At 63.6% G+C, this 25,505-nt stretch carries 25 protein-coding genes and 1 rRNA gene; 6 read left to right on the top strand and 20 right to left on the bottom strand.

The annotated features are described in order from the left end of the window. Positions 1–106: 106 nt before the first annotated feature. From QEH68_RS01040 to dacB, 17 genes are all read right to left on the bottom strand, one after another. Positions 107–1,626, bottom strand: a 16S ribosomal RNA gene (locus tag QEH68_RS01040). An 849-nt stretch (positions 1,627–2,475) separates the two neighbouring features. Further along, positions 2,476–3,987, bottom strand: a complete 1,512-nt coding sequence (locus tag QEH68_RS01035) for a DHA2 family efflux MFS transporter permease subunit (RefSeq protein ID WP_207595740.1) — start codon at positions 3,985–3,987, stop codon at positions 2,476–2,478. Between the two features lie 105 nt (positions 3,988–4,092). Then, positions 4,093–4,995, bottom strand: a complete 903-nt coding sequence (panC, locus tag QEH68_RS01030; RefSeq protein WP_280625766.1) for a pantoate--beta-alanine ligase — start codon at positions 4,993–4,995, stop codon at positions 4,093–4,095. Positions 4,996–5,000: 5 nt separating this feature from the next. Beyond that, positions 5,001–5,909, bottom strand: a complete 909-nt coding sequence (locus QEH68_RS01025; protein ID WP_280625764.1) for a DUF2520 domain-containing protein — start codon at positions 5,907–5,909, stop codon at positions 5,001–5,003. Next, positions 5,902–7,524: a PH domain-containing protein gene (locus QEH68_RS01020; RefSeq protein ID WP_280625762.1), complete on the bottom strand. Its 1,623-nt coding sequence runs from the start codon at positions 7,522–7,524 to the stop codon at positions 5,902–5,904. The genes QEH68_RS01025 and QEH68_RS01020 overlap by 8 nt, the downstream gene beginning before the upstream one ends. Beyond that, a complete protein-coding gene (locus QEH68_RS01015; protein ID WP_207595736.1) occupies positions 7,521–8,033 on the bottom strand; it encodes a PH domain-containing protein in 513 nt (170 codons plus the stop codon). The genes QEH68_RS01020 and QEH68_RS01015 overlap by 4 nt, the downstream gene beginning before the upstream one ends. Then, positions 8,014–8,535, bottom strand: coding sequence for a DUF3180 domain-containing protein (locus QEH68_RS01010; protein WP_280625759.1), 522 nt, complete (start codon positions 8,533–8,535; stop codon positions 8,014–8,016). The genes QEH68_RS01015 and QEH68_RS01010 overlap by 20 nt, the downstream gene beginning before the upstream one ends. Further along, positions 8,532–9,077, bottom strand: coding sequence for a 2-amino-4-hydroxy-6-hydroxymethyldihydropteridine diphosphokinase (folK, locus tag QEH68_RS01005; protein WP_280625757.1), 546 nt, complete (start codon positions 9,075–9,077; stop codon positions 8,532–8,534). The genes QEH68_RS01010 and folK overlap by 4 nt, the downstream gene beginning before the upstream one ends. Further along, positions 9,074–9,433 carry a dihydroneopterin aldolase gene (gene folB, locus QEH68_RS01000; protein ID WP_207595733.1) on the bottom strand — a complete coding sequence of 120 codons (360 nt, stop codon included), beginning with the start codon at positions 9,431–9,433 and terminating at the stop codon, positions 9,074–9,076. The genes folK and folB overlap by 4 nt, the downstream gene beginning before the upstream one ends. An 11-nt stretch (positions 9,434–9,444) precedes the next feature. Next, positions 9,445–10,350: a dihydropteroate synthase gene (gene folP, locus QEH68_RS00995; RefSeq protein ID WP_280625755.1), complete on the bottom strand. Its 906-nt coding sequence runs from the start codon at positions 10,348–10,350 to the stop codon at positions 9,445–9,447. A gap of 5 nt (positions 10,351–10,355) precedes the next feature. Next, the gene (gene folE, locus QEH68_RS00990; protein ID WP_089593195.1) at positions 10,356–10,991 is read right to left on the bottom strand and encodes a GTP cyclohydrolase I FolE; all 636 of its coding nucleotides are present in this window, start codon (positions 10,989–10,991) and stop codon (positions 10,356–10,358) included. Positions 10,992–11,001: 10 nt separating this feature from the next. Continuing rightward, positions 11,002–13,071 (bottom strand): ATP-dependent zinc metalloprotease FtsH, encoded by a 2,070-nt coding sequence (gene ftsH, locus QEH68_RS00985; RefSeq protein ID WP_280625752.1) that lies wholly within the window; start codon positions 13,069–13,071, stop codon positions 11,002–11,004. A 239-nt stretch (positions 13,072–13,310) separates the two neighbouring features. Further along, positions 13,311–14,141: a hypothetical protein gene (locus tag QEH68_RS00980; protein WP_280625750.1), complete on the bottom strand. Its 831-nt coding sequence runs from the start codon at positions 14,139–14,141 to the stop codon at positions 13,311–13,313. Positions 14,142–14,300: 159 nt separating this feature from the next. Beyond that, complete coding sequence (gene hpt, locus QEH68_RS00975; protein WP_011772910.1) at positions 14,301–14,852, bottom strand: hypoxanthine phosphoribosyltransferase; 552 nt, start codon at positions 14,850–14,852, stop codon at positions 14,301–14,303. A 31-nt stretch (positions 14,853–14,883) separates the two neighbouring features. Next, on the bottom strand, positions 14,884–15,954 hold the full coding sequence (gene tilS / locus QEH68_RS00970; RefSeq protein ID WP_207597417.1) for a tRNA lysidine(34) synthetase TilS: 1,071 nt from the start codon (positions 15,952–15,954) through the stop codon (positions 14,884–14,886). A 119-nt stretch (positions 15,955–16,073) separates the two neighbouring features. Further along, entirely contained in the window at positions 16,074–17,195 is a 1,122-nt protein-coding gene (locus QEH68_RS00965; RefSeq protein ID WP_207595730.1) for a zinc-dependent metalloprotease, read from the bottom strand. Between the two features lie 61 nt (positions 17,196–17,256). Next, complete coding sequence (gene dacB / locus QEH68_RS00960; RefSeq protein WP_280628063.1) at positions 17,257–18,699, bottom strand: D-alanyl-D-alanine carboxypeptidase/D-alanyl-D-alanine-endopeptidase; 1,443 nt, start codon at positions 18,697–18,699, stop codon at positions 17,257–17,259. Positions 18,700–18,911: 212 nt separating this feature from the next. Here dacB and QEH68_RS00955 point away from each other — a divergent pair, with 212 nt between their 5' ends. The 6 genes from QEH68_RS00955 (at position 18,912) to QEH68_RS00930 (ending at position 23,369) form a co-directional block, all read left to right on the top strand. Beyond that, positions 18,912–19,400: an inorganic diphosphatase gene (locus tag QEH68_RS00955; protein WP_024818962.1), complete on the top strand. Its 489-nt coding sequence runs from the start codon at positions 18,912–18,914 to the stop codon at positions 19,398–19,400. 213 nt (positions 19,401–19,613) lie between these two features. Beyond that, entirely contained in the window at positions 19,614–20,594 is a 981-nt protein-coding gene (locus QEH68_RS00950; RefSeq protein WP_280625733.1) for a hypothetical protein, read from the top strand. Beyond that, positions 20,591–21,394, top strand: coding sequence for a hypothetical protein (locus tag QEH68_RS00945; RefSeq protein ID WP_280625731.1), 804 nt, complete (start codon positions 20,591–20,593; stop codon positions 21,392–21,394). The genes QEH68_RS00950 and QEH68_RS00945 overlap by 4 nt, the downstream gene beginning before the upstream one ends. Positions 21,395–21,440: 46 nt before the next feature. Next, on the top strand, positions 21,441–22,076 hold the full coding sequence (locus QEH68_RS00940; protein ID WP_280625729.1) for a hypothetical protein: 636 nt from the start codon (positions 21,441–21,443) through the stop codon (positions 22,074–22,076). Then, positions 22,063–22,698: a hypothetical protein gene (locus tag QEH68_RS00935; RefSeq protein ID WP_280625727.1), complete on the top strand. Its 636-nt coding sequence runs from the start codon at positions 22,063–22,065 to the stop codon at positions 22,696–22,698. The genes QEH68_RS00940 and QEH68_RS00935 overlap by 14 nt, the downstream gene beginning before the upstream one ends. A 71-nt stretch (positions 22,699–22,769) precedes the next feature. Next, entirely contained in the window at positions 22,770–23,369 is a 600-nt protein-coding gene (locus QEH68_RS00930) for a hypothetical protein (RefSeq protein WP_207595725.1), read from the top strand. 120 nt (positions 23,370–23,489) lie between these two features. Here the strand turns inward: QEH68_RS00930 and QEH68_RS00925 are convergent, their stop codons facing one another. Genes QEH68_RS00925 through QEH68_RS00915 form a run of 3 tightly spaced genes read right to left on the bottom strand, consistent with a single transcriptional unit; the run spans position 23,490 to position 25,443 of the window. Continuing rightward, positions 23,490–24,086 (bottom strand): DUF3618 domain-containing protein, encoded by a 597-nt coding sequence (locus tag QEH68_RS00925; protein ID WP_207595724.1) that lies wholly within the window; start codon positions 24,084–24,086, stop codon positions 23,490–23,492. Next, on the bottom strand, positions 24,083–24,514 hold the full coding sequence (locus tag QEH68_RS00920; RefSeq protein ID WP_207595723.1) for a phage holin family protein: 432 nt from the start codon (positions 24,512–24,514) through the stop codon (positions 24,083–24,085). The genes QEH68_RS00925 and QEH68_RS00920 overlap by 4 nt, the downstream gene beginning before the upstream one ends. Continuing rightward, positions 24,511–25,443: a hypothetical protein gene (locus tag QEH68_RS00915; protein WP_207595722.1), complete on the bottom strand. Its 933-nt coding sequence runs from the start codon at positions 25,441–25,443 to the stop codon at positions 24,511–24,513. Before QEH68_RS00915 ends, QEH68_RS00920 begins: the two co-directional genes overlap by 4 nt. Between the last annotated feature and the right edge of the window lie 62 nt (positions 25,444–25,505).

Raw genomic sequence — 25,505 nt, 5'->3', positions numbered from 1 at the left:
ACCCATGAGCACCCACCGCAGAACAGACGCCTGCGCAATGGGCAACACTGACAACCACCACGAACTGCATACACAGAACACGGAACAGCTGCTAGCAGCTCCTTAGAAAGGAGGTGATCCAGCCGCACCTTCCGGTACGGCTACCTTGTTACGACTTAGTCCCAATCGCCGGTCCCACCTTCGACGGCTCCCCCCACAAGGGTTAGGCCACCGGCTTCGGGTGTTACCAACTTTCGTGACTTGACGGGCGGTGTGTACAAGGCCCGGGAACGTATTCACCGCAGCGTTGCTGATCTGCGATTACTAGCGACTCCGACTTCATGGGGTCGAGTTGCAGACCCCAATCCGAACTGAGACCGGCTTTTTGGGATTAGCTCCACCTCACAGTATCGCAACCCTTTGTACCGGCCATTGTAGCATGCGTGAAGCCCAAGACATAAGGGGCATGATGATTTGACGTCGTCCCCACCTTCCTCCGAGTTGACCCCGGCAGTCTCCTATGAGTCCCCGCCATAACGCGCTGGCAACATAGAACGAGGGTTGCGCTCGTTGCGGGACTTAACCCAACATCTCACGACACGAGCTGACGACAACCATGCACCACCTGTAAACCGACCGCAAGCGGGGCACCTGTTTCCAGGTATTACCGGTTCATGTCAAGCCTTGGTAAGGTTCTTCGCGTTGCATCGAATTAATCCGCATGCTCCGCCGCTTGTGCGGGCCCCCGTCAATTCCTTTGAGTTTTAGCCTTGCGGCCGTACTCCCCAGGCGGGGCACTTAATGCGTTAGCTACGGCGCGGAAAACGTGGAATGTCCCCCACACCTAGTGCCCAACGTTTACGGCATGGACTACCAGGGTATCTAATCCTGTTCGCTCCCCATGCTTTCGCTCCTCAGCGTCAGTTACAGCCCAGAGACCTGCCTTCGCCATCGGTGTTCCTCCTGATATCTGCGCATTTCACCGCTACACCAGGAATTCCAGTCTCCCCTACTGCACTCTAGTCTGCCCGTACCCACTGCAGAACCGGAGTTGAGCCCCGGTCTTTCACAGCAGACGCGACAAACCGCCTACGAGCTCTTTACGCCCAATAATTCCGGATAACGCTTGCGCCCTACGTATTACCGCGGCTGCTGGCACGTAGTTAGCCGGCGCTTCTTCTGCAGGTACCGTCACTTTCGCTTCTTCCCTACTGAAAGAGGTTTACAACCCGAAGGCCGTCATCCCTCACGCGGCGTCGCTGCATCAGGCTTGCGCCCATTGTGCAATATTCCCCACTGCTGCCTCCCGTAGGAGTCTGGGCCGTGTCTCAGTCCCAGTGTGGCCGGTCACCCTCTCAGGCCGGCTACCCGTCGTCGCCTTGGTAGGCCATTACCCCACCAACAAGCTGATAGGCCGCGAGTCCATCCAAAACCACAAAAGCTTTCCACCACCTGACATGCGTCAGACGGTCATATCCGGTATTAGACCCAGTTTCCCAGGCTTATCCCAGAGTCAAGGGCAGGTTACTCACGTGTTACTCACCCGTTCGCCACTAATCCCCCAGCAAGCTGGGATCATCGTTCGACTTGCATGTGTTAAGCACGCCGCCAGCGTTCATCCTGAGCCAGGATCAAACTCTCCGTTGAAGAAAAACAAATCAAACAGACACAACCACACCCACCGGAAATAACGGCCGGCACGGCTGCACAAAATTCGAAACCAGCTGAAAACCAGACCACCACACACGGGGGTGCGCAATGATCCAGCCATAATTTCAACCAATCAATAAAACAATCGGCATCAACAAACTTGGCACACTATTGAGTTCTCAAACAACAGACACTACCGGCACCACCCACACCCACAAGGGTCCAGGATCGCTCCGGAGCAACTTTTCAAACTTACCCGAACCAGCCGCACAAAGCAAACCAGAACCCGGGCCTCCCACACCAACCAGCAGCACACAAAAGCACCACCGAAACCGGCAATTTGAAGGGAGTCGGTCGCCATCTTTCCGCATCAGCGGCGGCGACTCGAATAACTTTACACGCGCCCCACCCCCACACCAAATCCACCCCAACACCACCCAAAAACCCCGCCAACACAAGGAAAACACCCCCAAAACCACCCCACCACACCCCAAACCAGCCCAAGTGAAGCCCGTCACACAACCCCGCCCCACAACAACCACCGACACCACACCACGCCACCACCGCCGTCGAACCCCAACCAAACCCGCGGGACATGAGAGAGCGACGCCATCAAACCCGCGGGATGTGAGCGAGCGACGCCATCAAACCCGCGGGATGTGAGCGAGCGACGCCATCAAACCCGCGGGATGTGAGCGAGCGTCGGAAGGTGGACGCTGCACGACCGACCGCCACCCCTAACCAAGGGCGCCACCCCCTACCAACGGCGCCACCCCGTTAACCAACAAAGCTCCCCCACCACGGTGGGAGAGCTTTGCGGGAAACCGGTCGTCAGCAACCGCGGGGTCAGTGGCCGCCGTGTCCTGCGGCACCGTCGGTCTTGCGCATCATGGCGCCGAGCACCACAGCAGCAACCGCGATAACAGTGGCGGCCATGAACGCCGCCTGCATGCCGGCGACCTGGTTCGAAGATGCAGAAACCACCGCATAGATGGACACCAGCAGCGCCGTACCGGCTGCACCGGCTACCTGCTGCGCGGTGCTGATGATCGCCGATCCGTGCGAGTAGAGGTGCGGCGGCAGCGGGTTCAAGCCAGTGGTGAACGCCGGCGTGAAGAGCAGGGCAAGGCCAAGGCTCAGGGTGACGTGCAGGGCAATGACCCAGCCAAGCGAGCTTCCCTCATCCAGGCGGGAGAACTGCCACAGCGTCAGGACCATGAGCACAGAACCGGTGACGGTGAGCGGCAGGGGGCCAACCTTGTCGAAAATCCGTCCAATGACCGGACCCAGCAGGCCCATGGCCAAACCGCCCGGCAGCAGTGCGAGTCCAGTCTCCAACGGCTGCAGGTGCAAGGTGTTCTGCAGGTACAGCGGCAACAGAATCACACCGCCGAACAGGGCCATCATGGCTACCACCATCAGCAGCGTGGACACCGTGAACATGCGGAACTTGAAGGCACGAAGATCCAGCAGCGGGGCGTCGGACTTCTGGAGCTTGAGCTGCCGGAAGACAAAAAGTGCCAGGCAGAGGACACCAACCACCAGCGCGATAACGGGAACAACGCCGGCCTCGGCGCCACCAATCTGGCTCAGACCGTAGACCAGGCCACCGAAAGCGGGAACAGTGAGGATAACGGAAGGCACGTCAAGCGTGGTCTTCTCGCGCTCCCCCACGTTGGTGAGGTACTTGGCACCTATCGCGAAAGCCGCCAAGGCAACAGGCAGCACGAATACGAACATGAAGCGCCAGGAGAAGTGGTCCAGGATGATGCCGGAAACGGTGGGGCCCATAGCCGGAGCAACCGAGATGGCAATGCTGACGTTGCCCATGACGGCTCCGCGTTTGGACATGGGTACCAGCGTCAGGATGGTGGTCATCAACAGCGGCAGCATGATGGCAGTGCCGCCGGCTTGAACGATGCGCGCCAGCAAAAGCACCAGGAAACCCGGCGCCAAGGCGGCCAGCAAAGTACCACCGCTGAAGAGACCCATGGCCAGCATGAACGCCCCGCGGGTGCTCATCCGCTGAAGGATGAACCCTGTCGTGGGAATGACGACGGCCATGGTCAGCATGAAGCCGGTAGCCAGCCACTGCACAGTGGACGCACTCACCTGGAGGTCCGTCATGAGGCGCTGGAGGGCGACGTTCATGATGGTCTCGTTGAGGATCACCACGAAGGTTGCCACCAAAAGGGTGACGATGACCGTCACGGATTCACGGGACATCTTCCCGGAAACCGGCGCCTGCGACGCCGGAGCCGGCGGGGCCTGGTAAGGCGTTGCCTCTACAGAGGCGACCGAACCGGATGCTCCGGATTCAGGCTTGCCGTTGGCGTCGGACGTGACGTCGGTAGACATGAGGGTTCCCCAAGGGTTGGATTTGGTGTCCGGCGATCGATGCCGGTGAAGACTAGAACAGTCTAAAGGCCTATCCAATTCCCGTCAGTAGAAAAATTCCTAACGCTAGGAGAACAAAGGAGCGTTGTCGATGAGCCGCACAGGCCCCACCTTCGCCGCGATGATCGCCAGCCCTTCCCCGCGGAACGGTGTCTCCTTGCAGTTTTCGGCGAGCGGTTCCAAGGTGTTGGGGTCGACGACGTCGAAATAGTCCAGTTCCACCAACGGTTGGGATTCAACAAGCGCGACGGCGGAGTCCAGGTCCAGTGGTTCGTGCGCGGTTGCCCGGGACTCAATAAGGCGCAAAGCCCGCGACAACACAAGGGCGGCCTCTCGTTCCTCATCGGAAAGGAACCTGTTTCGGCTTGAAAGCGCCAGGCCGTCCTCACTGCGAACGATGGGCACAGGAACGATCTCCACCGGGAAGTTCAGGTCCGAGACCATCCGCTTCACCAAAGCCAACTGCTGCGCGTCCTTCTGGCCAAAGTAAGCCCGGTAGGCCGCCGTCGTGCCGTCAACGGCAGCACCTCCGGGAAGTCCGTAGTGCAGCAGCTTGGCCACTACGGTCAGGGCGCCGTCAAAGTGACCGGGGCGCGAAGCACCTTCCCATTTTTCACCCAACGGTCCGGAGGTTACCCGCACCAGGGGCTGTCCGCCGGGATACACCTCGTCAACGGACGGCGCGAACACCAGGTCAACGCCTTCGGCGTCCAGCAGGGCCATGTCGGCGTCGAGCGTGCGCGGGTAGCGGTCCAGGTCAACGGCGTCGCCGAACTGCAGCGGGTTGACGAAGATGGTGGCCACCACCACGTCGTTCTCGGCCGCGGCGGTCCGTGCCAGTGCCGCGTGGCCTGAGTGCAGGGCACCCATGGTGGGGACCAATCCCTGCGAATTCCCGCCCTTCGATGCCAGCAAGCGTGCACTTTCAGCACGCAGTTCCGCCGCGGTGGTCACGAGTTTGATGGCCATGCTGTTCAGTGTCCTTCCGGCGACTTGGGGTCGGCACCCAAGGCTTCGTCGATCTCATTCAGTTGTTCGGGCCGCAGGAGCCCGCGGTTTTCCGCCCTGCGTGCGGTGGCCCGCGCCATGGCCTGGTAGGCCGCGAGAACATCGCCGCCCGCACCGCCGTCGTACTCTTTCAGTGCCTGGGCATGCGCGGAAACGGTACCCACATCTCCACGCGCCACCGGACCGGTCAGCGCCGATTCGCCGGATGCAAGGGCGTTCTCCAGTGTGGCGCGCAACAGCGGACCCAGCATGGACTCCGGGTTTTCGACGCCGATCTCCCGCAGCATCTGGGATGCCTGGGCCACCAGCGTGACCATGTGGTTCGAGCTATGCGCAAGGGACGCGTGGTAGAGGGTGCGGTCGGCTTCGGCAATGGCCACCGGTTCGGCACCCATCTCCACCACGAGGGCTTGAGCGATCGGCAGCATGGCCGCATCCGCGGTAACACCAAAAGTGCAATCCATGAGCCGGGTCAGGTCCAAGCTCATGCCCGTGAAAGTCATGGCCGGGTGCAGCGCCAGCGGGATCGCGCCCACCGCACGGACAGGGTTGAGGATTCCCACGCCGAACCGGCCGGACGTGTGTGCCACCAGTTGGCCCGGCTGCCAGGCGCCCAGCTTGGCGAGCCCCGCCACCAACTCCCCGAGGGCGTCGTCCGGGACGGCCAACAGCACCAGTTCCGAACGCTCCACGATGTCCTGGATCTCCAGGACCGGAACACCGGGCAGCAGGTTTTCGGCACGCTCACGGCTCGCCTCCGACACAGCAGAAACCCCGACGACGGCGTGCTCGGCCGCGCGCAAAGCGGCACCCAACACGGCACCCACCTTGCCGGCGCCGATGATTCCGACTCCGAGTCGTCCTGGCCTAGCCATCGTGGCGGTCCTCCTGTTGCGGTGAAGTGTGGGGGTGTTCCGGCTGGATTGGCCGGGCCGGCTGTGCGGATTGTGCCGGCGGGGGCGGCTGTTCCGCTGTGGTCGCAACCTCCGCTGCGGCTGCAACCTCCGGGGCCTGCGGTGCCACCTGCGCCAGCCACTGCTCGCTCGTCTGCCGTTTCCGGGCTTCCCGGGCGCGGGCAGCCTGTTGGTCGAAGAGTTCCACGGCCTGGGCCGCATCAGCTTGGAAGACCCTGGGAGAAACAGGTCCGGCGGTGGTGTGGAGGACAAGGTCGGCCACTCCGAAGCGGCGAGCCAGCGGCCCCTGGTGGAGCGCCATGGACTGCGTCCGCTGATGCGGCACAAGGACCAGCGTGTGCCACCAACGGCCGGATCGGATCAACAACGCCGTGCGCGTGGCAAGGAATCCGTTGCGGCGCCGGCCAAGTGGAGCAAGCAACCGTGCGCGGCGGGGTGTGGTGACAAATTCATCTGTCGGGGCGGCGTCGGGCGCGGCCGGAGCCAACCCATCCAGTCCGGCCGTGAAGACGCGCTCCGGGTCCTCAACCCCCGGGTCCGGCAGCACCAAGGACATCATCCGCAGGACATCGGGCTTCATTCCGACGGGCAGCAGCATGGTCCGGGCGGCACCCTCGGTACTGCCCGATACCCCATAACCCGCCACGTTGACGTGCATCCGGTACCAGCCAAAGATCCTCCAGAGAGGCGGCTGCGTCACCATGACTGCCTGGATGCGTCCGGGAGGCAGGGTCTGCGCCTGGGTGTCCAGGAGACCGTATCGAAGGCGGATACCGTCCGGCGAAATGGCTGCCGTGAAGTTGTAGCCCTTGTTGAAGGAATTCCAGTAGGCTGCGCCGATGCCCAGGATGCCGGGGATGAGCGCCAAGAACAGCGTCTGGTTCTCTGTGAAAACAGAGACAGCTACCACCACAGCGGCACCGACCAGGATTCCGACGGTTTGCTCGCTCAACACGAGGGATCCAATGAGCCGTGCCGGAGGCACAGACAGCACCACATGCTCGGGTGCCTCAGGAATTTCCTCTTCCTTACCGGGCTCGCTGACAACGCCGGCCGCCCGCGCAAGGATGGTGGCGCGCAATTGCTTCGCCTGGGCGAGCGGAAGGTAAGCGAGCCGCACCGCCGACTCGCCGGCGTCGGCCACTTCAAATTTGAGTTCAGCGAGGCCAAATATCCTCGCCAAGAGCGGCTGAACAATGTCGATGGCCTGGACACGGTCCAATCTGGCCTGCCGCTGCTGCTTGAACAGGAAACCAGTGTTGACGCGCACGTACCCTTCGGCCACCTGGTAACGCGTGAAGTACCAGCTCAGGATGAAACTGCCCACCGTCAACAGCAGCACCACGGCGCCGCCGGCCAAAAGCCACGGCACACGGCCGTTCAGGTTTGGATCCAGAAAATCCCTGCCCTGCAACATGCGTTCGAATGCGTCACGGCCAAAGAAGAACCCGACGGCGGCCAGCGCCACCCAGCCACGAACGAAAGGTGATGCCGGGTGGACGCGGTTCCAGCCGCCGTCGACCTTTGTTTCCGGTTGATCCGGCAGGCTCACCGCCGCGTTGCCTTCCGGGCTCACAGCCCGGCCAGCCTGGCTTCTCCACGGGCCGAAAGCTGTTCGCGCAGCCGTGCGCCTTCCTCTGCCGGAAGACCAGGCAGGTGCGCGTTGGTTCCGGTCGATGCCGTGTGGAGTTTGAGCGTGCACAGTCCCAAGCTGCGTTCAACCGGACCAACCGCAACGTCCACGTACTGCATCCGGCCGTAGGGAACCACCATGGTGCGTTGGAAGAAGATGCCGCGGCGGATGAGGAGGTCGTCGTCGCGTTCTGCATAGCCGATGGCGCGTACCTGGCGGGGAATCAACACCAGCCGCCACAGCGCCAGGACCAGCATCACTGCGGGAACCGTGATGGCGAGCCACAAAGGAGGCCAACGCCACCAACCCAGCAGCACGAATATGAGCGGCAAACTGAGGACTGTCAGCATCAGGACATTGCCGATGGCCCACTCCACCAACCGCACGGTGACGTACTTCGGGGAAACCCGAAGCCACTGGACGCCGGGAGGATCAATCGCCTCGGTATGCATACTCGCCTTCGCCTTTGGTTTCGCCGCGACGGGGCCCCGGTCCGGCAGTGCCACCTTCAAGATCCTCGGGTGGGATCCGGCAGAAACGCTCCACCACGAGCCCAACCACCACCATGACCACGCCACCGCCGCCCATCAGCAAGGCGTTCCACAGTATTCCCTCGCCGCCGCGCAAGCTGCCGATCCGGAGAAGGTCCATCGAGATTCCGGCATGCCAGCCAAGAAGCAAGGTTCCCGCATAGGCGCAGGCCTGGGCAAGGATCAATGTCCTGGCCGCCAGAATCGGATTGAGCAGGTTCTTCTTCTTGCCGTTGCGCCAGCGCAGCACACGAATGCCCATGATGAGTGTGAGGCCGGCAATAACGGCCATGGTCACCAGCGCGGATACCGGCAGGACCGGGGTGGGCATGCTGAAGCGGTTGGTGGTGGCGGTTGCCAACCAGCCAATGACCGCAGCGATGACGGCGATGAGCACCAGAACCACCGGGCGCAATGCTTTCATGGCTGTTCCACTGCTCCCGTCGCAGGCACGCCGGCTACGTCGCCATAACCATCGAAGCGCCGGATATCCGGCATGTCAGCGGCGTCGGCAGCCAACTCAGCAACACTGCGCCCGTTCAACTGTGCGTGCGGTTCCAACAACGACCACGGATAGAGCACGAATGCACGCTCAGCTGCCCGCGGATGGGGAAGAGTAAGAATGGGATCGTCACTGACGACGTCGCCGAACACGACGATGTCCACATCCAGCGTCCTGGGACCCCAGCGAACCTCGCGCGTACGGTGGTGCTGCTGTTCGACGTCGTGGCAATGCCTCAAGAGTTCCAGCGGGGTCAACGTGGTTTCCACGGCCATGACCATGTTCAGGAAGTCCGGCTGCCCTTCCGGACCACCGACTGCCTTGGTCTGCACCACCGGGGAAACTCCAAGGAGCCGCACCTCCGGCGGATCCACCAAGGCCGCAACCGCAGTGGAAAGGGTGTCGTTGCGCTCCCCCAGGTTACTGCCGAGGGCCAGGATGGCCTTGGTGTAGCCGGATGTCATGATCGCTCCCGGTGCACACTGACCGTAACGTCGCCGAACGGCACCTCAATGGGAGCCTTGGGCTTGTGGACGGTGACGTCGACGGCGGCCACGCTGTAGTTCGCGAGGATGCCCTCCGCGATCCTGACGGCCAGACCCTCGATCAGGTTCAAGGGCTCGCCCTCGATGTGCCGGGTGATCAGCTCGGCAACTTCACCATAGTGCGCTGTGTACTGCAGGTCATCTGTCTCCGCGGCCTTGGTGAAATCCGTGTGGAGCACTGCATCCACCACGAAAGGCTGGCCGTCACGGCGCTCAAAATCGAACACCCCGTGATAACCCACGGCGGTGACGCCCGTCAGCGTGATCCTGTCCACAGCGTTTCCTATCAGCGTGCGATGCGGGCGGCGACCTTGACGGCGTCAAGGCTGGGTCCGACGTCGTGGACGCGGACAGCCCAGGCGCCCTTGGCGGCGCTCAAAGCGGTGATTGCAGCGGTGGCGGCGTCGCGTTCCAGCGGAGCAGCCGACTTGCCCGCAACAGTGAGCAGCGAACCGAGGAACCGCTTGCGGGAAGCAGCCACCATCACCTTGTGGCCCAACCCGAAGAGCTGATCAAGGTTCTTGAGGATTTCCCAGTTCTGGTCCTCGTTCTTGGAGAAACCGACTCCGGGATCAATGATGATCTGCTCCGGGGCAACGCCCGCTGCGTACAACTTGTCGCGGACGCCGCTGATTTCAGCCACCACGTCCTGGGTCACGTTGTGGTAGTCCGTCAGGCTGTCCATGGTCATGGCATCGCCGCGGCGGTGCGTAAGGATGTACGGGACCTTGGTCCGGGCTACGAGCTCCGGCATACCGGGCTCGATGGTGAGGCCGGAAACATCGTTGATGATGGCCGCACCAGCCTCCACTGCCGCGGCGGCCGTGGACGTGTGCATCGTGTCGATGCTGACCAGCGCGCCAGCCTTGACCAACGCCTGAATCACCGGAATGACACGGCGCTGTTCTTCTTCCGGGGAAACCGGCTCGGCGCCAGAGCGCGTGGACTCGCCACCGACGTCGATAATGTCCGCGCCGGCGTAAAACATGCGCAAACCAAGCGCGATGGCCGTGTCCGGCGTCCGGTGGGTGCCGCCGTCGCTGAAGGAATCCGGGGTGACATTGAGGATTCCCATGACGAGCGTGCGGTCCGTCGGCAGGTCCTCGAACCTGGCCGCGGGCCGCGGCTTACGGAGAACCGGCAACGGGCTTGTGGCCGGGCCGGTTCCGGGTGCTGCAGCGAGGGAGTCCATAGAGATTACCTTCCGAGTATGAGGCTCATGGCCTCGGCGCGGGTGGCCGGGTCATGGAGCTGACCGCGCACCGCACTGGTGACGGTCTTCGCGCCGGGCTTGCGGATGCCGCGCATGGACATACACATGTGTTCACATTCGACGACCACAATGGCACCACGCGGGTTGAGGTGCTTCACCAACGCCTCAACGATCTGCGTCGTGAGGCGCTCCTGCACCTGCGGCCGGCGCGCGTAGATGTCGACCAACCGCGCCAGCTTGCTGAGGCCTGTCACCTTCCCGTCATGTGACGGGATGTAACCGACATGCGCCACTCCGTGGAACGGCACCAGGTGGTGCTCGCAGGTCGAATAGAACGGAATGTCCTTCACCAGGACGAGCTCTTCATGATCGAGGTCGAACGTGGTGGAAAGGACATCCGCCGGATGCTGGTGGAGCCCGGCAAAAACCTCGGCGTACGCCTTGGCCACGCGCTTGGGCGTGTCCTGGAGGCCGCCACGGTCAGGGTCTTCACCAATAGCCAAGAGGATCTCGCGGACCGCCGCTTCAATGCGCGGACGGTCTACTTTATGGGCGTGCTTGGAGCCCGCGGCGGAGCCGTGGGCGGCGGCGAGGTCGTCGTCGTCGTCGAAATGAGTCACGGCAGATAGCTTAGCCGTGATGCGTGGAGTCGTTGCCGCCGTCAGGTCGCGGTGCCTGGAAGGAGTCCTGGCTGCTGACCCCCTGCGGGTGCGGAGCGACGACGTCCAGGGGTTCGTCCAGACGCGCCTGCTTGGCTTCCTCCTGGGCTTCGCGTTCAGCCTTTTCTGCCCGGCTTTCCACGGGCGGGATGGACTGGACCGGACGGGATTCCTTGGACAGCCAGATCTCACGGAAATCACGCTTCCGGATGTCATGGAAGATCTCGGCAATCTCAGCCTGGTTCAAGGTTTCCCGTTCAAGGAGTTCCAGTGCCAGACGGTCCAGGACGTCCCGGTTTTCCGTGAGGATGGCATAGGCCTCGTCGTGCGCCTGGTCGATGAGTCGACGCACTTCTTCGTCCACCACGTAGGCGATCTGGTCGGAGAAATTGCGTTCCTGTGCGGCGTCGCGGCCGAGGAACGGCTCGCCGCCGCCCTGGCCCAGCTTCACAGCGCCAACGCGTTCGCTCATGCCGTACTGCGTGACCATCTTGCGGGCTGTGGAGGTTGCCTTCTCGATGTCATTGGAAGCACCGGTGGAGGGGTCGTGGAACACGATTTCCTCAGCAACGCGGCCACCCATGGCGTAGGCCATCTGGTCCAGCAGTTCGTTACGGGTGATCGAGTACTTGTCGTCCTCAGGAATCACCATGGTGTAGCCGAGTGCGCGGCCACGGGGAAGGATGGTGATCTTGGTGACCGGTGCCGAATTACGAAGGGCAGCGGCAACCAAAGCGTGCCCACCTTCGTGATACGCGGTGATCTTGCGTTCGAGTTCCTTCATGACGCGGCTGCGCTTCTGCGGGCCGGCCATGACACGGTCGATTGCCTCATCCAGTGCGCGGTCGTCAATCAGGTTGGCGTTGGAACGCGCGGTCAGAAGTGCGGCCTCGTTCAGGACGTTGGCCAGGTCAGCGCCCGTGTAACCCGGGGTCTTCTTGGCAACAGCCTTGAGGTCGATGCCCTGCGCCATGGGCTTGCCCTTGGCGTGAACGTTCAGGATCTGCTCGCGGCCGATCATATCCGGGGCTTCCACGGTGATCTGGCGGTCGAAGCGGCCCGGGCGCAGCAACGCGGGGTCCAGGACGTCCGGGCGGTTGGTGGCAGCGATGAGGATGACGTTGGTCTTGACGTCGAAGCCGTCCATCTCCACGAGGAGCTGGTTCAGCGTCTGCTCGCGTTCGTCGTTGCCGCCGCCGATGCCGGCACCACGGTGACGACCAACGGCGTCGATCTCATCCACGAAGATGATGGCCGGAGAGCTGGCCTTGGCCTGCTCAAACAAGTCACGGACGCGGGAAGCACCAACGCCGACGAACATTTCAACAAAGTCCGAGCCGGAGATGGAGAAGAAGGGAACGCCGGCTTCGCCTGCAACAGCGCGGGCAAGCAGCGTCTTACCGGTACCTGGAGGGCCGTAAAGCAGCACACCCTTGGGGATCTTGGCGCCAACAGCCTGGAACTTGGCCGGTTCCTGGAGGAACTCCTTGATTTCCTGGAGCTCTTCCACAGCTTCGTCCGCACCGGCTACGTCGGAGAAGGTCACCTGCGGCATGTCCTTGTTGACCAGCTTGGCCTTGGACTTGCCGAACTGCATCACCTTGGAGCCGCCGCCCTGCATACGGGAAAGCAGGAACCAGAACAGCACACCGAGGAGCAGCACCGGGATGAGCAGCGAGAACAGGCCGGAGAACCAGTTGTTCTCGATCGGCTGGTCCGTGAAGCCCTTTTCCGGGTTGGCGTTGGTGACTGCCTTCACCACATCCGGACCACGATCCGTGACGTAGAAGAACTGAACGTTCTTGCCCTTGTCCTGGCCGTCCAGGTTCAGGTTGTCCTTGAGCACCAGGTCAACGCGGTTTTCGGCGTCGAAGATCTTGGCCTGCTCAACCTTCCCGCTTTGGGAAAGGAGCTCCAGGCCTTCCTTGGTGTCAATGCGCGTTGAACCGCCCGGAGCCAGTGTTGCGAATGCCACCAGGAGCAAGCCAACGACGACAACAATCCAGATGCCCGGGCCCTTGAAGAAACTCTTAGCTTTCATCTGATCGGGGTTTTGCCCCGTCCCTCCTGGTAGTGCTGCAAGGCGCAACTTCTGCGCGCGAGTGGTGCTGCTTCAGTTTCAAGCTATACACCGTTCCCAGTAATTCACGCACCGGAAAGTCCAAAAGTTCCCTCTGGGCGTACACAGGATACTCGCCTCGAGGGCGCTGGGACAGGGGTTTAGGCTTGGTGGGCAGTGCACCACCTTGGTTGCTTCCGAGTGGTCTCGATGCTGCTTGGTCAGGCTGCGACCGGAAGCACCAGCAAATAACCAGCGGGCAGGTCCGTACTCCAGCGCCGGGGTTCACGGACCACAAACTGTGTGGCCAACTGCTCCGGAGTAAGCAGGCTGTTGGGCTCCGGAGAGGGACCCCACTGCCCGCTGCCGTGGGGATAAAGCGGATCCAGGACGCGAATCCCCGTTACCTGAAACTCGGGGAACTGCGCGGGATCACCCATGGACTCAAAGCCGCTCATCACCCAAGCATGCCGGCCGCTCCACATGACCAACCCCACTGGCCGGCCAGTTTCCGCTATGGCACGCGCCGCCGTCTGCAGCGTGTCCTCGTAGGTCGCGACGCTGACCACCGAGTACGGGCCCATTCCAACCTCAGTCAGCACCTGCGCCCAGCCCCGGGGGTTGGCACCGTTGAATGAATTCGATGACCGGACGCGGGCCATCTCCCACAGCTCGCTTTGCTGTGCGGGGGCTGCCCAAGACGCGCCGCCCGTATCGTCAATGAGGTTGTGTGCCATCTGGATGCTCGCGGCTACGCACCAATCAAACGTGTACTGCGGCACGAAGTCACCCTCTTGGTAGAGGTTCAGCGCGAAAGCCTGGGGTACCGGCGGTGGAGGTGCAGGCACGGGAGGCGGAGCAGGCGCAGGAGGCAGTGTGGGGACGGTGGCGGGCGCAGGAGTTGCGACGTCCCCGGCGATTGGCGGGGCCGACGCGGCCGCACTGGACTGGGCGGCAGCTGTCCCGTTGACGTCTACCGCAGGAGTGCAGGCCGTGAGAAACGTCGACAAGACGACGAGCCATGCCAGGAGACGGGCAGGGGCACCGGTCATGGTTCAGTGTAGCTCCGGGACCTCCCCCGGGGCACCCCTTGAATGCGGCCATCCAAAGGATGAAGCCGTTAACGCGAACGCCGCACCCGCCCTGCCCAACGCACCCAGAGATGACAGATACGTTGGCGGAACGTGATGCGGCGGAAGGCGACGGGGTATTTACTCGTAAACGTGCGGGGCCAAGGTGCCCACGAAGTCCAGGTTGCGGTACTTTTCGGCGTAGTCGAGGCCGTAGCCCACCACGAACTCGTTGGGGATGTCGTAGCCAACGTACTTGACGTCGATCTCCACCTTGGCGGCGGTCGGCTTGCGGAAGGCCGTGCAGATCTCGACGCTGGCCGTGCCACGGGATTCGAGGTTGGACTTGAGCCAGGAAAGGGTCAGTCCGGAATCGATGATGTCCTCAACAATCAGAACATCCTTGCCCATGAGGTCGGTGTCAAGGTCCTTGAGGATCCGGACCACGCCGGAAGACTGGGTACCGGAACCGTAGGACGAGACAGCCATCCAGTCCATGCTGACGTGGCTGTGCAGGGCGCGCGCCAGGTCAGCCATGACCATGACCGCACCCTTGAGGACACCGACGATCAAGATGTCGCGGCCCTCGTAGTCCTTGTCGATCTGCGCTGCGAGTTCCGCGATGCGCGTTTGGATCTGCTCTTTGGTGTAAAGAACGTGCTTGAGATCTGCCTGGACGTCGTTTGAATCCACCAATGGCTCCTGTTTTGATGCTCGGGTGCGGCTACTGTTGGGACGGTTTCTGATGCCGGAATACTAGCTTCCCACAGCGCGCGGCTTCGCGGGGACCGGCGCCGGCCGAATCGCGCGGACTACTGGCAGCCGGAGCACCGGCGGAAACCGAACGCTCCTGCTCCAAATCGCTCAGGGACAACCGGTAAACACTGACGTGGCCGGGAAGCTCCACGGGTCCAGCCGACCCTTGTCGCCGCAGCAGCGCTTCCGCGGCTTGGAGCCGTCCGTAGCCAGGTTGTTGACCCCCGACGTCGGCGGCAGCCTTCGCGATGACCCGGAACCTCAGCGCTGCGGGCAGCTCACGTACGGCGTCTTCCGGAAGCCATGCCCCGCCGTCTTCACGCTGGACAAGTGAGAGATAGGTCTCGTTGGCCAGATCTTCGAGGAAATCGGCATCCTGCTGCAGTATTGCGGCGGTCCGGGCAAGCGACTCGGCGACCCCCGGCCCCAGCTTCTCTTCCAGGACAGGCATGACTTCCACGCGGGTCCGGGACCGGGCAAAGGAAGGGTCGGCGTTGCTGGGATCGTGCCAAGGCGAAAGTTCCTCGACCTCGCAAATTTCCAGAGTCTCGGCTCGGCGAAGGCCCAGGAAAGGGCGGAGAAGGCGACCGCGGGCAGGCCTCATCCCCGCCAAAGACCGAGTCCCTGAACCACGGGCCAAGCCCAGCAACACCTGCTCGGCTTGGTCGTCCAGGGTGTGGCCAAGAAGGATCACATCACACGCCAGGTCCGCGGCAGCAGATTCCAACGCAGCATGGCGGGCATCCCTGGCCGCGGCCTCAGGGCCGAACCCAGTGGCCGCGACTTCCACAGTGCGCACCTCCACCGGAGACAGACCCAGCTCGCGCAACACCGCGGCAGTCCGGGAGGCGACCTCTGCAGAGCCCGGCTGCAGCTGATGATCCACCACCACACCGGCAACCGTTACCGGATGTCCATCGACGTGGCCACGCCGGCCGAAGTACGCGGCTATGGCTGCCAAAGCCAACGAATCCGGCCCACCGCTGCAGGCTACGAGCACCCGCTGGGGATGACCCGCGGAGGCCAAGGCGTTCTGCAACTGTTTCCGCGCCTTGCCGACCACCGGCGCAAGGCGCCCGGGCCGCCGTCGACCCTTACCGCCGCGACCGGCAGCGGAATCGACGCCGGAGCCAGCGGCGGCGGAACCGGAAGGAATGCTCAAAGGCCCATCCGCTCAAGCCACAGCTTGGAGTTGTGGATCTCTTCTTCGGTGGGGAGGAAGTCGGCAGATTCCCACACCCTGTTGAAGCCGTCCATGCCTGCCACGGCTACGACTTCGCGGACGAACTTGGCGCCATCGGTGTACTGGCGCATCTTGGCGTCCAGGCCGAGGAGGTTGCGGATGAACTTCTCCACTACCCCGCGGTCCTTGCCGCGCTCGTTGAAGCGCTGGCGGATGGTCTTCACCGAAGGAACGATGCTCGAATCCACAGCGTCCATCACCACGTTGGCGTGGCCCTCGAGGAGGCTCATGACGGCCGTGATGTGGGACAGGGACGCCTTCTCCTCAGGGTTCTGGAGGAGGTCCAGGATGGCGCCGCGGCCCGGAGTCTTGTCTGAGGGAGTGCGGTCACGCAGGGACTTGGCCACCGCACCAGCGCGCTCCACCAGGGAGTCCATGTTGCCCAGGAGGTTGCCGCTGAGCTTCTCGATTTCGTCGAGCATGTGGTGCCGGAGCCACGGCGCGGCAGCGAATTGCACGCGGTGTGTTTGTTCATGCAGGCAGACCCAGAGGCGGAAGTCGTCCGGGTGGACGTTGAGTTCGCGCTCCACGGAGATGATGTTCGGCGCTACGAGCAGGAGCCGGCCACCGGGCGGAACGTTGGATTCAGGGGCCAGGGCAGCAAAGGGATCGTACTGGCCAAGGACCTTGCTGGAAAGGAAGGCCAGCACAGCGCCAAGCTGGGTGCCGGTGATGGCACCGCTGGCTGCGGCTGCGGCTGGGGTCATGGACACTCCGCTGCGGCTGTCCAGCATCGTTTTCAACGCGGGTTGGAGCATCACCGCGAAGCTCTGCGTGTTGGCCTTGGACCAGGAAGCGCGGTCCACCACCAGGACGTGCGAGTCACGCAGATCCCGGGCAGCGTCCAACCCGGTGATGTCGTGGACGTGCGGGACGGAGATGTCCGCGTTGAAGCGCAGGTTCTCCACCGCCTTGCCAATCTCCCCGGCGCTAAGCTCCGGACCGGGAGGGGCAAGCCGGGCAGCCGTAGAGGCGGCCAGGTCCCAATTGATCAGGGACGGGGCCCCTGCTGACGAATCGCGGGCAGATGACACCATACGGACCATCACACCACACGAGACTGACAGCGGGCTCTTAAGTTCGCTCCACGCGGAGCATTCAGCCCCGGCAACCGCACGAGGCCAACACCGACGCCGACCGGTCCATGGCCACCTTGTTGGCAGCAGCCCCCGGTTCAAGGTCGTTGCCGATGAAGGAGAACACCAACAACCGCCCGTCGGCGTCCACCACGTAACCACTCAGGGCGATCACCGTATTGAGCGTCCCCGTCTTGGCCCGGACCAGCCCGGCGCCCTCCGCGGTAGAGGCGTCCACATATCTGTCATCCAGGGTTCCGGTCAGGCCGGCCACCGGGAACCCGTCCAGCGCGGTGCGCAGGGAGAGGTCCGGTCCGCTGGTGATGGCACGGACCACCTCGGCGAACTGGCGGGCACTGACCTGGTTTTCCAAGGCCAGTCCGGAGACGTCGGCCAATTGCATCGAACCGGTGGCGATCCCCAGCTCCCCCAACCGTTGGCGCACGGCCGCGGTGGCGCCGTCGTACGTGGCCTTTTGACCGGAAGCCAAGGCGGTCATCCGCCCCAGCGCCTCGGCGAGGAAGTTGTCCGAGGACTCAAGCATGAGGTCCACCTGATCGCTGACTGTGGCTGATTCGGCGGCCGCCAGCACCTTGGCGGGGAGGCCTTTGCCGCGTTCGACGCCGGGACCCACCGCAACGCCGGCAGCCGCCAACTGCTCGGCGAACGCCTCGGCGCTGGTGACGGCGGAATCCTGGGGGCGTGGACCGGTCACGACATCCGGAGCATAGCGGCCTGAGTTCAACGCGAGGGAAAACAACGGTGCTGTCTCGCCGGCGGCGACGTCGTCCAGGCTCCACGCAGGGTTAAGGGGTGCGCCGGCGAAGAGTGAATCGTCCACTCGCACGGTGACAGGTCCCTTGACGCCTGCCGCAGCCAAAGCCGCCGCAGTATCCGAGGCCAGCGAAGCCAAACCGGCGCGTCCAAGAACCGCCGACGGATCCGATGCTGAAGCACCCAGCAGTACGTCCCCTCCGCCGGTCAGCACCACGGTGGAGGGATCCTCGGCTGCGAGCACCCGGGTGGTAAAACGCGCCTCCGGACCGAGGGCTTTCAGCGCAGCCACGGCGGTCAGCAACTTCATATTGGAGGCCGGGATCCGGTTGGCGTTGGCGTCACGGTCAAAGAGGACCTTGCCGGTGGACGCGTCCATCACCATGCCACTGATACTGCCCCCGCCGGCCGGTTTCAGGGTGGCGTCAAGCTGCCGGGCAACCTCAGCGGGCGTGGGAACGGGGGCATTGGCGTCCAGGGGAAGCACTCCGCTGACGTCAGCCAAGCGGTCCGGCTCCTGGTGCCAAGCGGGAACCGAAGGCGACGGCTTGGGCATGGTCAGCAGGCCCGGCACCATACCGGCCACCACCACGGCACCGAGGCACAGCAGGACTCCGGCCAACAGCAACGGCCATTTCAAGCGCCCCCACGCCGCAGATACCCAGCGGGTATCCCCGTTTTTAACGCCCATCATGGAAGTTGCTTGGTCCTGTCAGTCCTGAAATGTCCCCGCCGGTTCAAGAAACCCGGGCCTCTCGCTATATCCTCAATAGTAGTCGGCGGCACCGGCTGTCCTTTTGCCTGCCGCCAGCCCCGGGCTGAGCAGCCTGCCTGAGGCACCGTCACCCGTGACGGCCGCTTCGGCGGAGCGACGCCCCACCCACACCCGTCAAGGAGCATTCCATGAAGCACGACGTGACCATCGAGATCCCCAAGGGATCGCGCGTCAAGTACGAAGTTGACCACGAAACCGGCCGTGTCCGCCTGGACCGCGTCCTTTTCACCTCCATGCAGTACCCCACGCACTACGGTTTCTTCGAGAACACCCTGGGCGAAGACGGCGATCCGCTGGACGCACTGGTGCTCCTGCAGGACTTCGACCTCCACCCGGGCGTCATCGTTGAATCCCGCCCCATCGGCGTCTTCAACATGACCGACGACGGCGGCGGAGACGCCAAGGTCCTCTGCGTCCCCGTTGACGCACGCTTCGACCACATCCAGGAAGTCAGCGACGTCAGCGAGTTCCTGATCAAGGAAATCGAGCACTTCTTCACGCGCTACAAGGACCTGGAGCCCGGCAAGTGGGTCAAGGCCGAGGGCTGGGGCGACCGCGCCGCTGCCGAAGCCGAGCTGGAAGCTTCCATCAAGCGCTACGTTCCGGCAGCACACTAGGGCTTAGTCCTTCGCGTTACGCTTCCGCGTCGCGTACTTGCACGTGATGCTCGACGGCGGCTGGTGCGGTTCCCTGCGAACCGCACCAGCCGCCGTCGTTCTTTAACGTCTTTTGCCCGGACTGTACACATGGGCATGTCTCCCCATCGCGGTAGCTCCCGGGTCCGCTTAGGCTGGGACGAGACTTTTCGATGCCTTACACAGGGGGTTCATATGGCTGGGTTCTACGGCGCGGACATCACGCAGCTACGCAGTCTGGCCGGCGTGATGGGCAAAGCTGCCGACGCCATCAGCCTGCAAAGCACGCAGTTGTCCAACGCCATCAATTCCACAACAGCGTGGCAGGGCCGGGACGCTACGGTGTTCAAGGGCGATTGGAACTCCCAGCACCGGCAGAGCCTGGTCAAGGCCGCCACCATGCTGCGCGAGAATGCCAGCCAGCTGAAGAAGCACGCCAACCAGCAGGAGTTCGCCAGCCACAATGATGGCTCGGGCTCGTCGGTGGGTGTCCTCAAGGACGTCTATGACACCGCGATGGGCGTCAAGGGTTTGGCTGCCCCGCTGTGGACGGCCTACAAATACCTCAAGCTGGGCAACGCGGAATGGGTGAAGACCCGCGAGGTCCTGACCAACTGGCGGGCCGGCGGAACGGTTGTCCGCGACGCCATGACCGCGCTGAGGAACGGCGAGAAAGTCACTGACGTCCTCACCGACCTCAAAGCCAACATCCCTTACAGCCAGGCGTTCCAGGATGCCAGCAAGTTCTCCAAGGGCCTCCGTGTGGCCGGGGCGCTGGCGGCACCGCTGAACATCGTGGGCGGCATCAGCGACATGATCAACCCCGAGCACGATGGCTGGCGCGGCACCGGCGACCGCGTTGCCGGCGGCTTGTCCGTGGTGGGTGGCGTTGGCAGCATCATGCTCATGACGGCCGGCGGGGCCGCCTTGCTGGGGCCGATCGGTGCTCCGATCGTGATCGGTGCGGGCATCGTCGCCGGCGCGTGGGCGCTGGGCAACCTCGTAGCCGACAACTGGGACTCCATCAGCAACTTCGCACGCAACCCTGGCAGCTACATCGCCGACGGCGCCAAGGAGGTGGCGGGCTTCGTCAAGGACGCAGGCAGTAAGGTGGCAGACGGGGTCAGTGACGCCGCCAAGTCAGTCGGAAACTTTGTCGGAGGGATATTCGGATGACCACCAGCACCATGAAATGGACCCAGAGGGACATCGAGGCCGCAGCCAAGGTCCTGGCCACGGCCAGCGCCGTCGGTGCGCCCTTGCCTACGCTGACCGATGAAGAAGTTGTAGCCCTGGACGGCGTTCAGCACGAACAGCTGGTGGCGCTGCCGTGGCTTTCGGCCCAGGACGCCAGCAAGGAGCTGATGTGCGCCATCGCCTTGCGCGGCCTGCTCGCCAAGGAACTCGTGTATCCGGTGGTCTTCGAGGGCGAGACCGAGCCTTCCCGCCTGCACGCCACGGAAGAAATCACCGGCGCCCTCACCCTGCGCCGCAGCGGCAGCAGCGTTGTCTCCGTGGAACGCACGGTGTCCACCGGCAAACGTTGGCTCTACGGCTACCTTCACGACGAAGGTGTTCTGCTCGAGGAAGTAGACGAAAGCGGCTTGCACGGCTTCACCGTGGTCACCCGTGACCAACTGGTTCCGCGTTTGGCCGAATTCGTCGACCCCCAGCAGGCTGCCGCCCGCGATACTGAGCCTGCCCTTTACACTGAAGCCCAGTTCGAGGCACACGCCGCTACCGCCTTGGCCGACACCCAGGCCGCAAGCAACGTTGTGGCCTTCAATTCCAATACCAACGAATTCCCCACTGTCACCGTGTACACCGGTCCGTCCGGCGTCCACGTTCTCACCCCCCGCGTGGAGGGCTCGCCAGAATCCGGCCCGGAGCAGGCGGAATCAGTAACGTTCGAGCTGCAGGAAACCTCTGCGGCATCGTTGGCCCGCGTCCTGGGCGGACTGGCCGGACTGGCCTGACGTTCCGCACCCAAGCTGCACACCGCCGTCGAGCTGAAAGTCCCTCATGAGCACTTCCAAGTCCACCACCCTCACTGGGCTGCTTGATCCTGTCAACGGCCGCCCCGTTCGCCGCCATCCTGACACCGGCGCATACTTCGTCAAGGCTTCGGGTAGTGCCCACTTCTGGGGTCGCGTCCTGGATGCCGTCGTCTTCCTGGTGGGCTACGTGATCCTGGCCGCGATTGCCGCGGTGGTCCGTGAGTCCATGATGAACAGCGGCTCGGCAATCGGTTACAACGACGGTTTGTGGCTGACCCTCTACGTTGTCCTGTGGTTCGTGGGCCTGTTGGTCTACGGAATGATCTGGGGAACCGTGGGCAGCGTAGGCGACGCCGCTGCGGGCATGCGCTCGGTGCGGATCAAGAACGGCACGACGGCGGGCGCCTGGCTGGGCGGATGGCGCGCCATCTGCTGGTCCTTCTTTCCGTTCTTCGTGGTGATGCTCATCGCTTCCGCCATCAGTGGTGGCGGAGACGACACCTGGGATCCGAAGTTCGCCGCCATCGACCGCCGCTCCGGCATTGCGCAGGGCCAGGCACCGGTTCCGGACCCCAAGGTCCCCGCCGCCGAACAAGCCGCTGCGGCCGATCGGCAGGACCTGCCCAACCTCTACGGCCAGCGCCCGGATGCACGGCCGTAACTGGCTGGTCCGCCGTGTTGAGCGCGAGCTCGCCCCCGGCCTGGGACAGCTCCGCTGCGTAGCGTCGTCCCGGCACATCTACTGGAAGGTCCTCATCCCTTGCCTCGTGGTGGGGTTCATTTTTGGGACCATCGCAGAGTTCGTCAGCCCCATCCGATCCACCCGGGAAGCCGGGCACTTCAACGATCCCGCCTTCTTTGTGCTGACCAGCATTCTCACGGGTGTGGTGCTGTGGTCCATGACGCTTCTGGGCAGCTTCCGGAAGTTGCTGGTCTTCGACGGCGGGATGGTCGCCAAGTACTCGCAGAAACACACCCGCGTGGTGATTCCCTGGGCCGACATTACGCCCGGAACCATCAAGGCCGTGACCACCTCCGACGGCACCGATCCCGACCGCCGATTGGTGGCACGCCGGAAGGTTTCCCTGGGTGCTGGAGGCCGGAGTGCCGTGGTTTTCCAAGCCCGCGACACGTTCTGGGTCTTCGCTTCGAACCAGGATCCCGCCCCATTGGTCCTCGCTATCCACGGGGCGATGAATGATGCAGGAACGCCCGGCGCGGCACGGGCAGCGGCAGGTGCGCTGCCCGCCGTCGTCCTTACCGGGCGGACGGCGCTCGACTGAACGGCTGGACTGAACAATGGGCGAATTTTGCCCTTGCAGACCGTCTACCAGCCGGTAGCATGTGATCCACTATGTTCACTCTCACTATCAACCAACGCGACAGCCGGCGCGACGGCGACCTCGTGCCGCAGCTGCTCAAGGACCTGCGGCACATTCCTGCGCGGCTCGACTTTGACCGCTCGGTTGAGGACGAGGTGCAGGGCATCGTCGAATCGGGCCACCAGGCCGTGGAGACTGCCTTGATCGCGCTCCGGTCCAGCCAATGGTATGTAGGGATCGGCGTCGGACCCATCAATGAGCCGCTGCCCAACCTGGTGAAGGACGCGTCGGGCCACGGCCTGGTCTACGCGCGGCGGGCCGTCGACAGGCTGCGCAACGGCAAAGAGCGGATCCCGGTGGCAGTGGACGGACCTTTGACCGCGTTGGCTTCAGAAGCCGAAGCTGTGCTGCGACTCTTGGGACACATCGTCCAACACCGCAGCGCAGCGGAATGGCGGGTCCTTGACCTGCTCACACCGGGCGTCCGAGGCCAGCAAAAAGCCGTGGCCCAGGAGCTGGGCATCACCACGCAGGCCGTCAGCAAGGCCCTGGCCCGTGCGCAGTGGTCCGAGGAACACGCAGCCCGGCCTGCCGCAGCCCGCTTACTGCAGATGATCCTGGAAGTGCGCTGATCCAAGACCCAGCCCGACACATCCCAGGAACGCAGCGTTAAACCAACTGAGTCGCAGATGATGCCGTTTTGAAAGCTCAAAAGGGCATCTGCTGCGACTCAGTTGGGTCAGCGGTGGAACTTACTGGTTGCTGACGTTGTCCTTGGCCGTCTGCGCGCGGTCCTGGACATCGGCGGCTGCTGCCTGGCCTTCGTCCTTGACGTTGGCGGCGGCTTCCGTGGCGCTGTCCTTGACGTTCTGCATTGCGTCCTGCGCTGGCTCGCGCAGGTGCTCGGCGACTTCCTGGGCAGCGTGGCTCAGCTCATCGGTCAGTGGCTGGGCTGCTTCCTTGACGGCCTGGGCTGCTTCGCGCTCCTTTTCAGAGGCCGGGAACAGCGAGGACACCAACAAGCCTGCTCCGAACGCGATCAGGCCAGCGGCGATAGGGCTGCCCTGGGCCTTGCGGGTGATTGCCTGCGGCGCGTCACCGATGTCCGATACGGCCCCGGAAACGGTGCCGGCCATACCGGAGACAGCGTCCCCGGCCCGGTGGGCAGCGTTGCCTGCAGCGTCACTGACGTCGTCGCGGGCGCCGAACACAGCGGTCTTGATCTTGTCCACCCTGCGGTTGACGATGTGCGAAGGCGTGACCTTGTCAGCCACGGCGTCAACGTTGGTACTGAGCCGCCGGCGAGTTTCTTCGATATCGGCGCGCAGGGCGTCGGGGTTCTGCGTCATCGTGTCTCCTCAGTGTTCGGTTTCAAAGCGGGGGGTATTTCTTTGACCGTCTCAGCGGTCTGGGGCATGCCCTTGATGGTGTTCAGTTCCTTGCGGCCCTTGGCAGCCAAAACGGCTGCGACGATTCCCCAGATGACCGCGACAATTACAGCGGACCATCCGAGTCCAACAAGTTGGCCCAAGGCCCACCAAAGAGCAATGGACAAGAACAGCACGGTGATGTGGCCGGCGTATGCAGCTCCGCCCAGCATCCCTGCGCCCTTGCCTGCCTTGGTGGCGGACTCTTTCAGCTCCGCCTTGGCCAGCTCCACTTCCTGGCGCATCAACGTGGAAACATCACGCGTCAGGTCGCTCAGGATCTCGCCGAGGGGAAGGGTTTCCGCCTTCACGTGGGCTTCTGTGGGGGGCAGATCGGCGGGACTGCTCATCGGGGTCCTCCGTACTGCGGGTCATCGGGATCAAGCGGTCCGGCAAGCGGGTCGCCCTGGGCCTTAACTCCGCCGGCTTCAGTCTCCGGGTAAGGGAGGGTGGATCCGTCGTAACCACCGGTGGTACCGGCGTCGTATCCGGTGGTGGTGGCTGAACCGTATCCAGCGGTGGTGGCCGTCGGTCCGGGAAGGTCCACGGCGGGAGGAGTCACGGCACCGCCCTGCGTCGGGTAGTAGACAGCTCGAGGCGTCTCAGTGGTGGCTGGGGTAGCGTTTGCTGAGGCTGCGTCGGAGGCGTTGCCTGCCATGCCCCGGCCCAGACGGCCGGCGAGGACGCCGGCTCCTGCAGCCAGCAGCAGGAACGTTCCTGGCTTACGGCGGGCGAAGCCCTTGACTTCATCCAACAGGGAACCGGGATCCCGGCCTTCCAACCACTGGGCAACAGAGGAGGAACGCTGGGCTGCCTGCTGGACCAGGTCCGTCGCCACACCACCGTTTTCAGTCGAGTTGGCCATGGTGGAGAGTTCGTCCGAGATAGACCGCAACCCTTCGGCCACACGCTGCTGCTGTGCTTGGGCCTGATCGGCCAGCTCGCCCTTGGTCTGCGTGAGCAGTTGGCGGGCATTCACCTTAACCTCGTGGGCAACATGCCCGGCTTCGGTCTTGGCGGTGTCTACAACTCCGCCGGCGGCGTCGCCTACGGCACCGGCCACACCTGCGGCTTCTTCCTTGGCAGTATCCACCTTGCCGGAACTGGCGGAGCCTGTTCCGGAGCCAGTGGGGGTACCACTGATGCCGGTGGTACCAGCCGTTTGGGTCTCAACGTCGGCTGAATCCAGGTAATTTCCCGTGAACGGTTCGGTGCCTGCATGGGCACCGGTGGTTGGCGCCGCGAAGCTTCCGTCCTGCGGCGATTTGCTCTCAGTCATTATCGCTCTCTTTCCACAGTTGGCAGGCTGCGGACAGCAGCCGGGATAGTAAGTATCGTTAC

The organism is Paenarthrobacter sp. OM7 (genome assembly GCF_029873575.1).
GTDB lineage: Bacteria > Actinomycetota > Actinomycetes > Actinomycetales > Micrococcaceae > Arthrobacter.
This window is presented reverse-complemented; position numbering and strand designations above follow the sequence as displayed.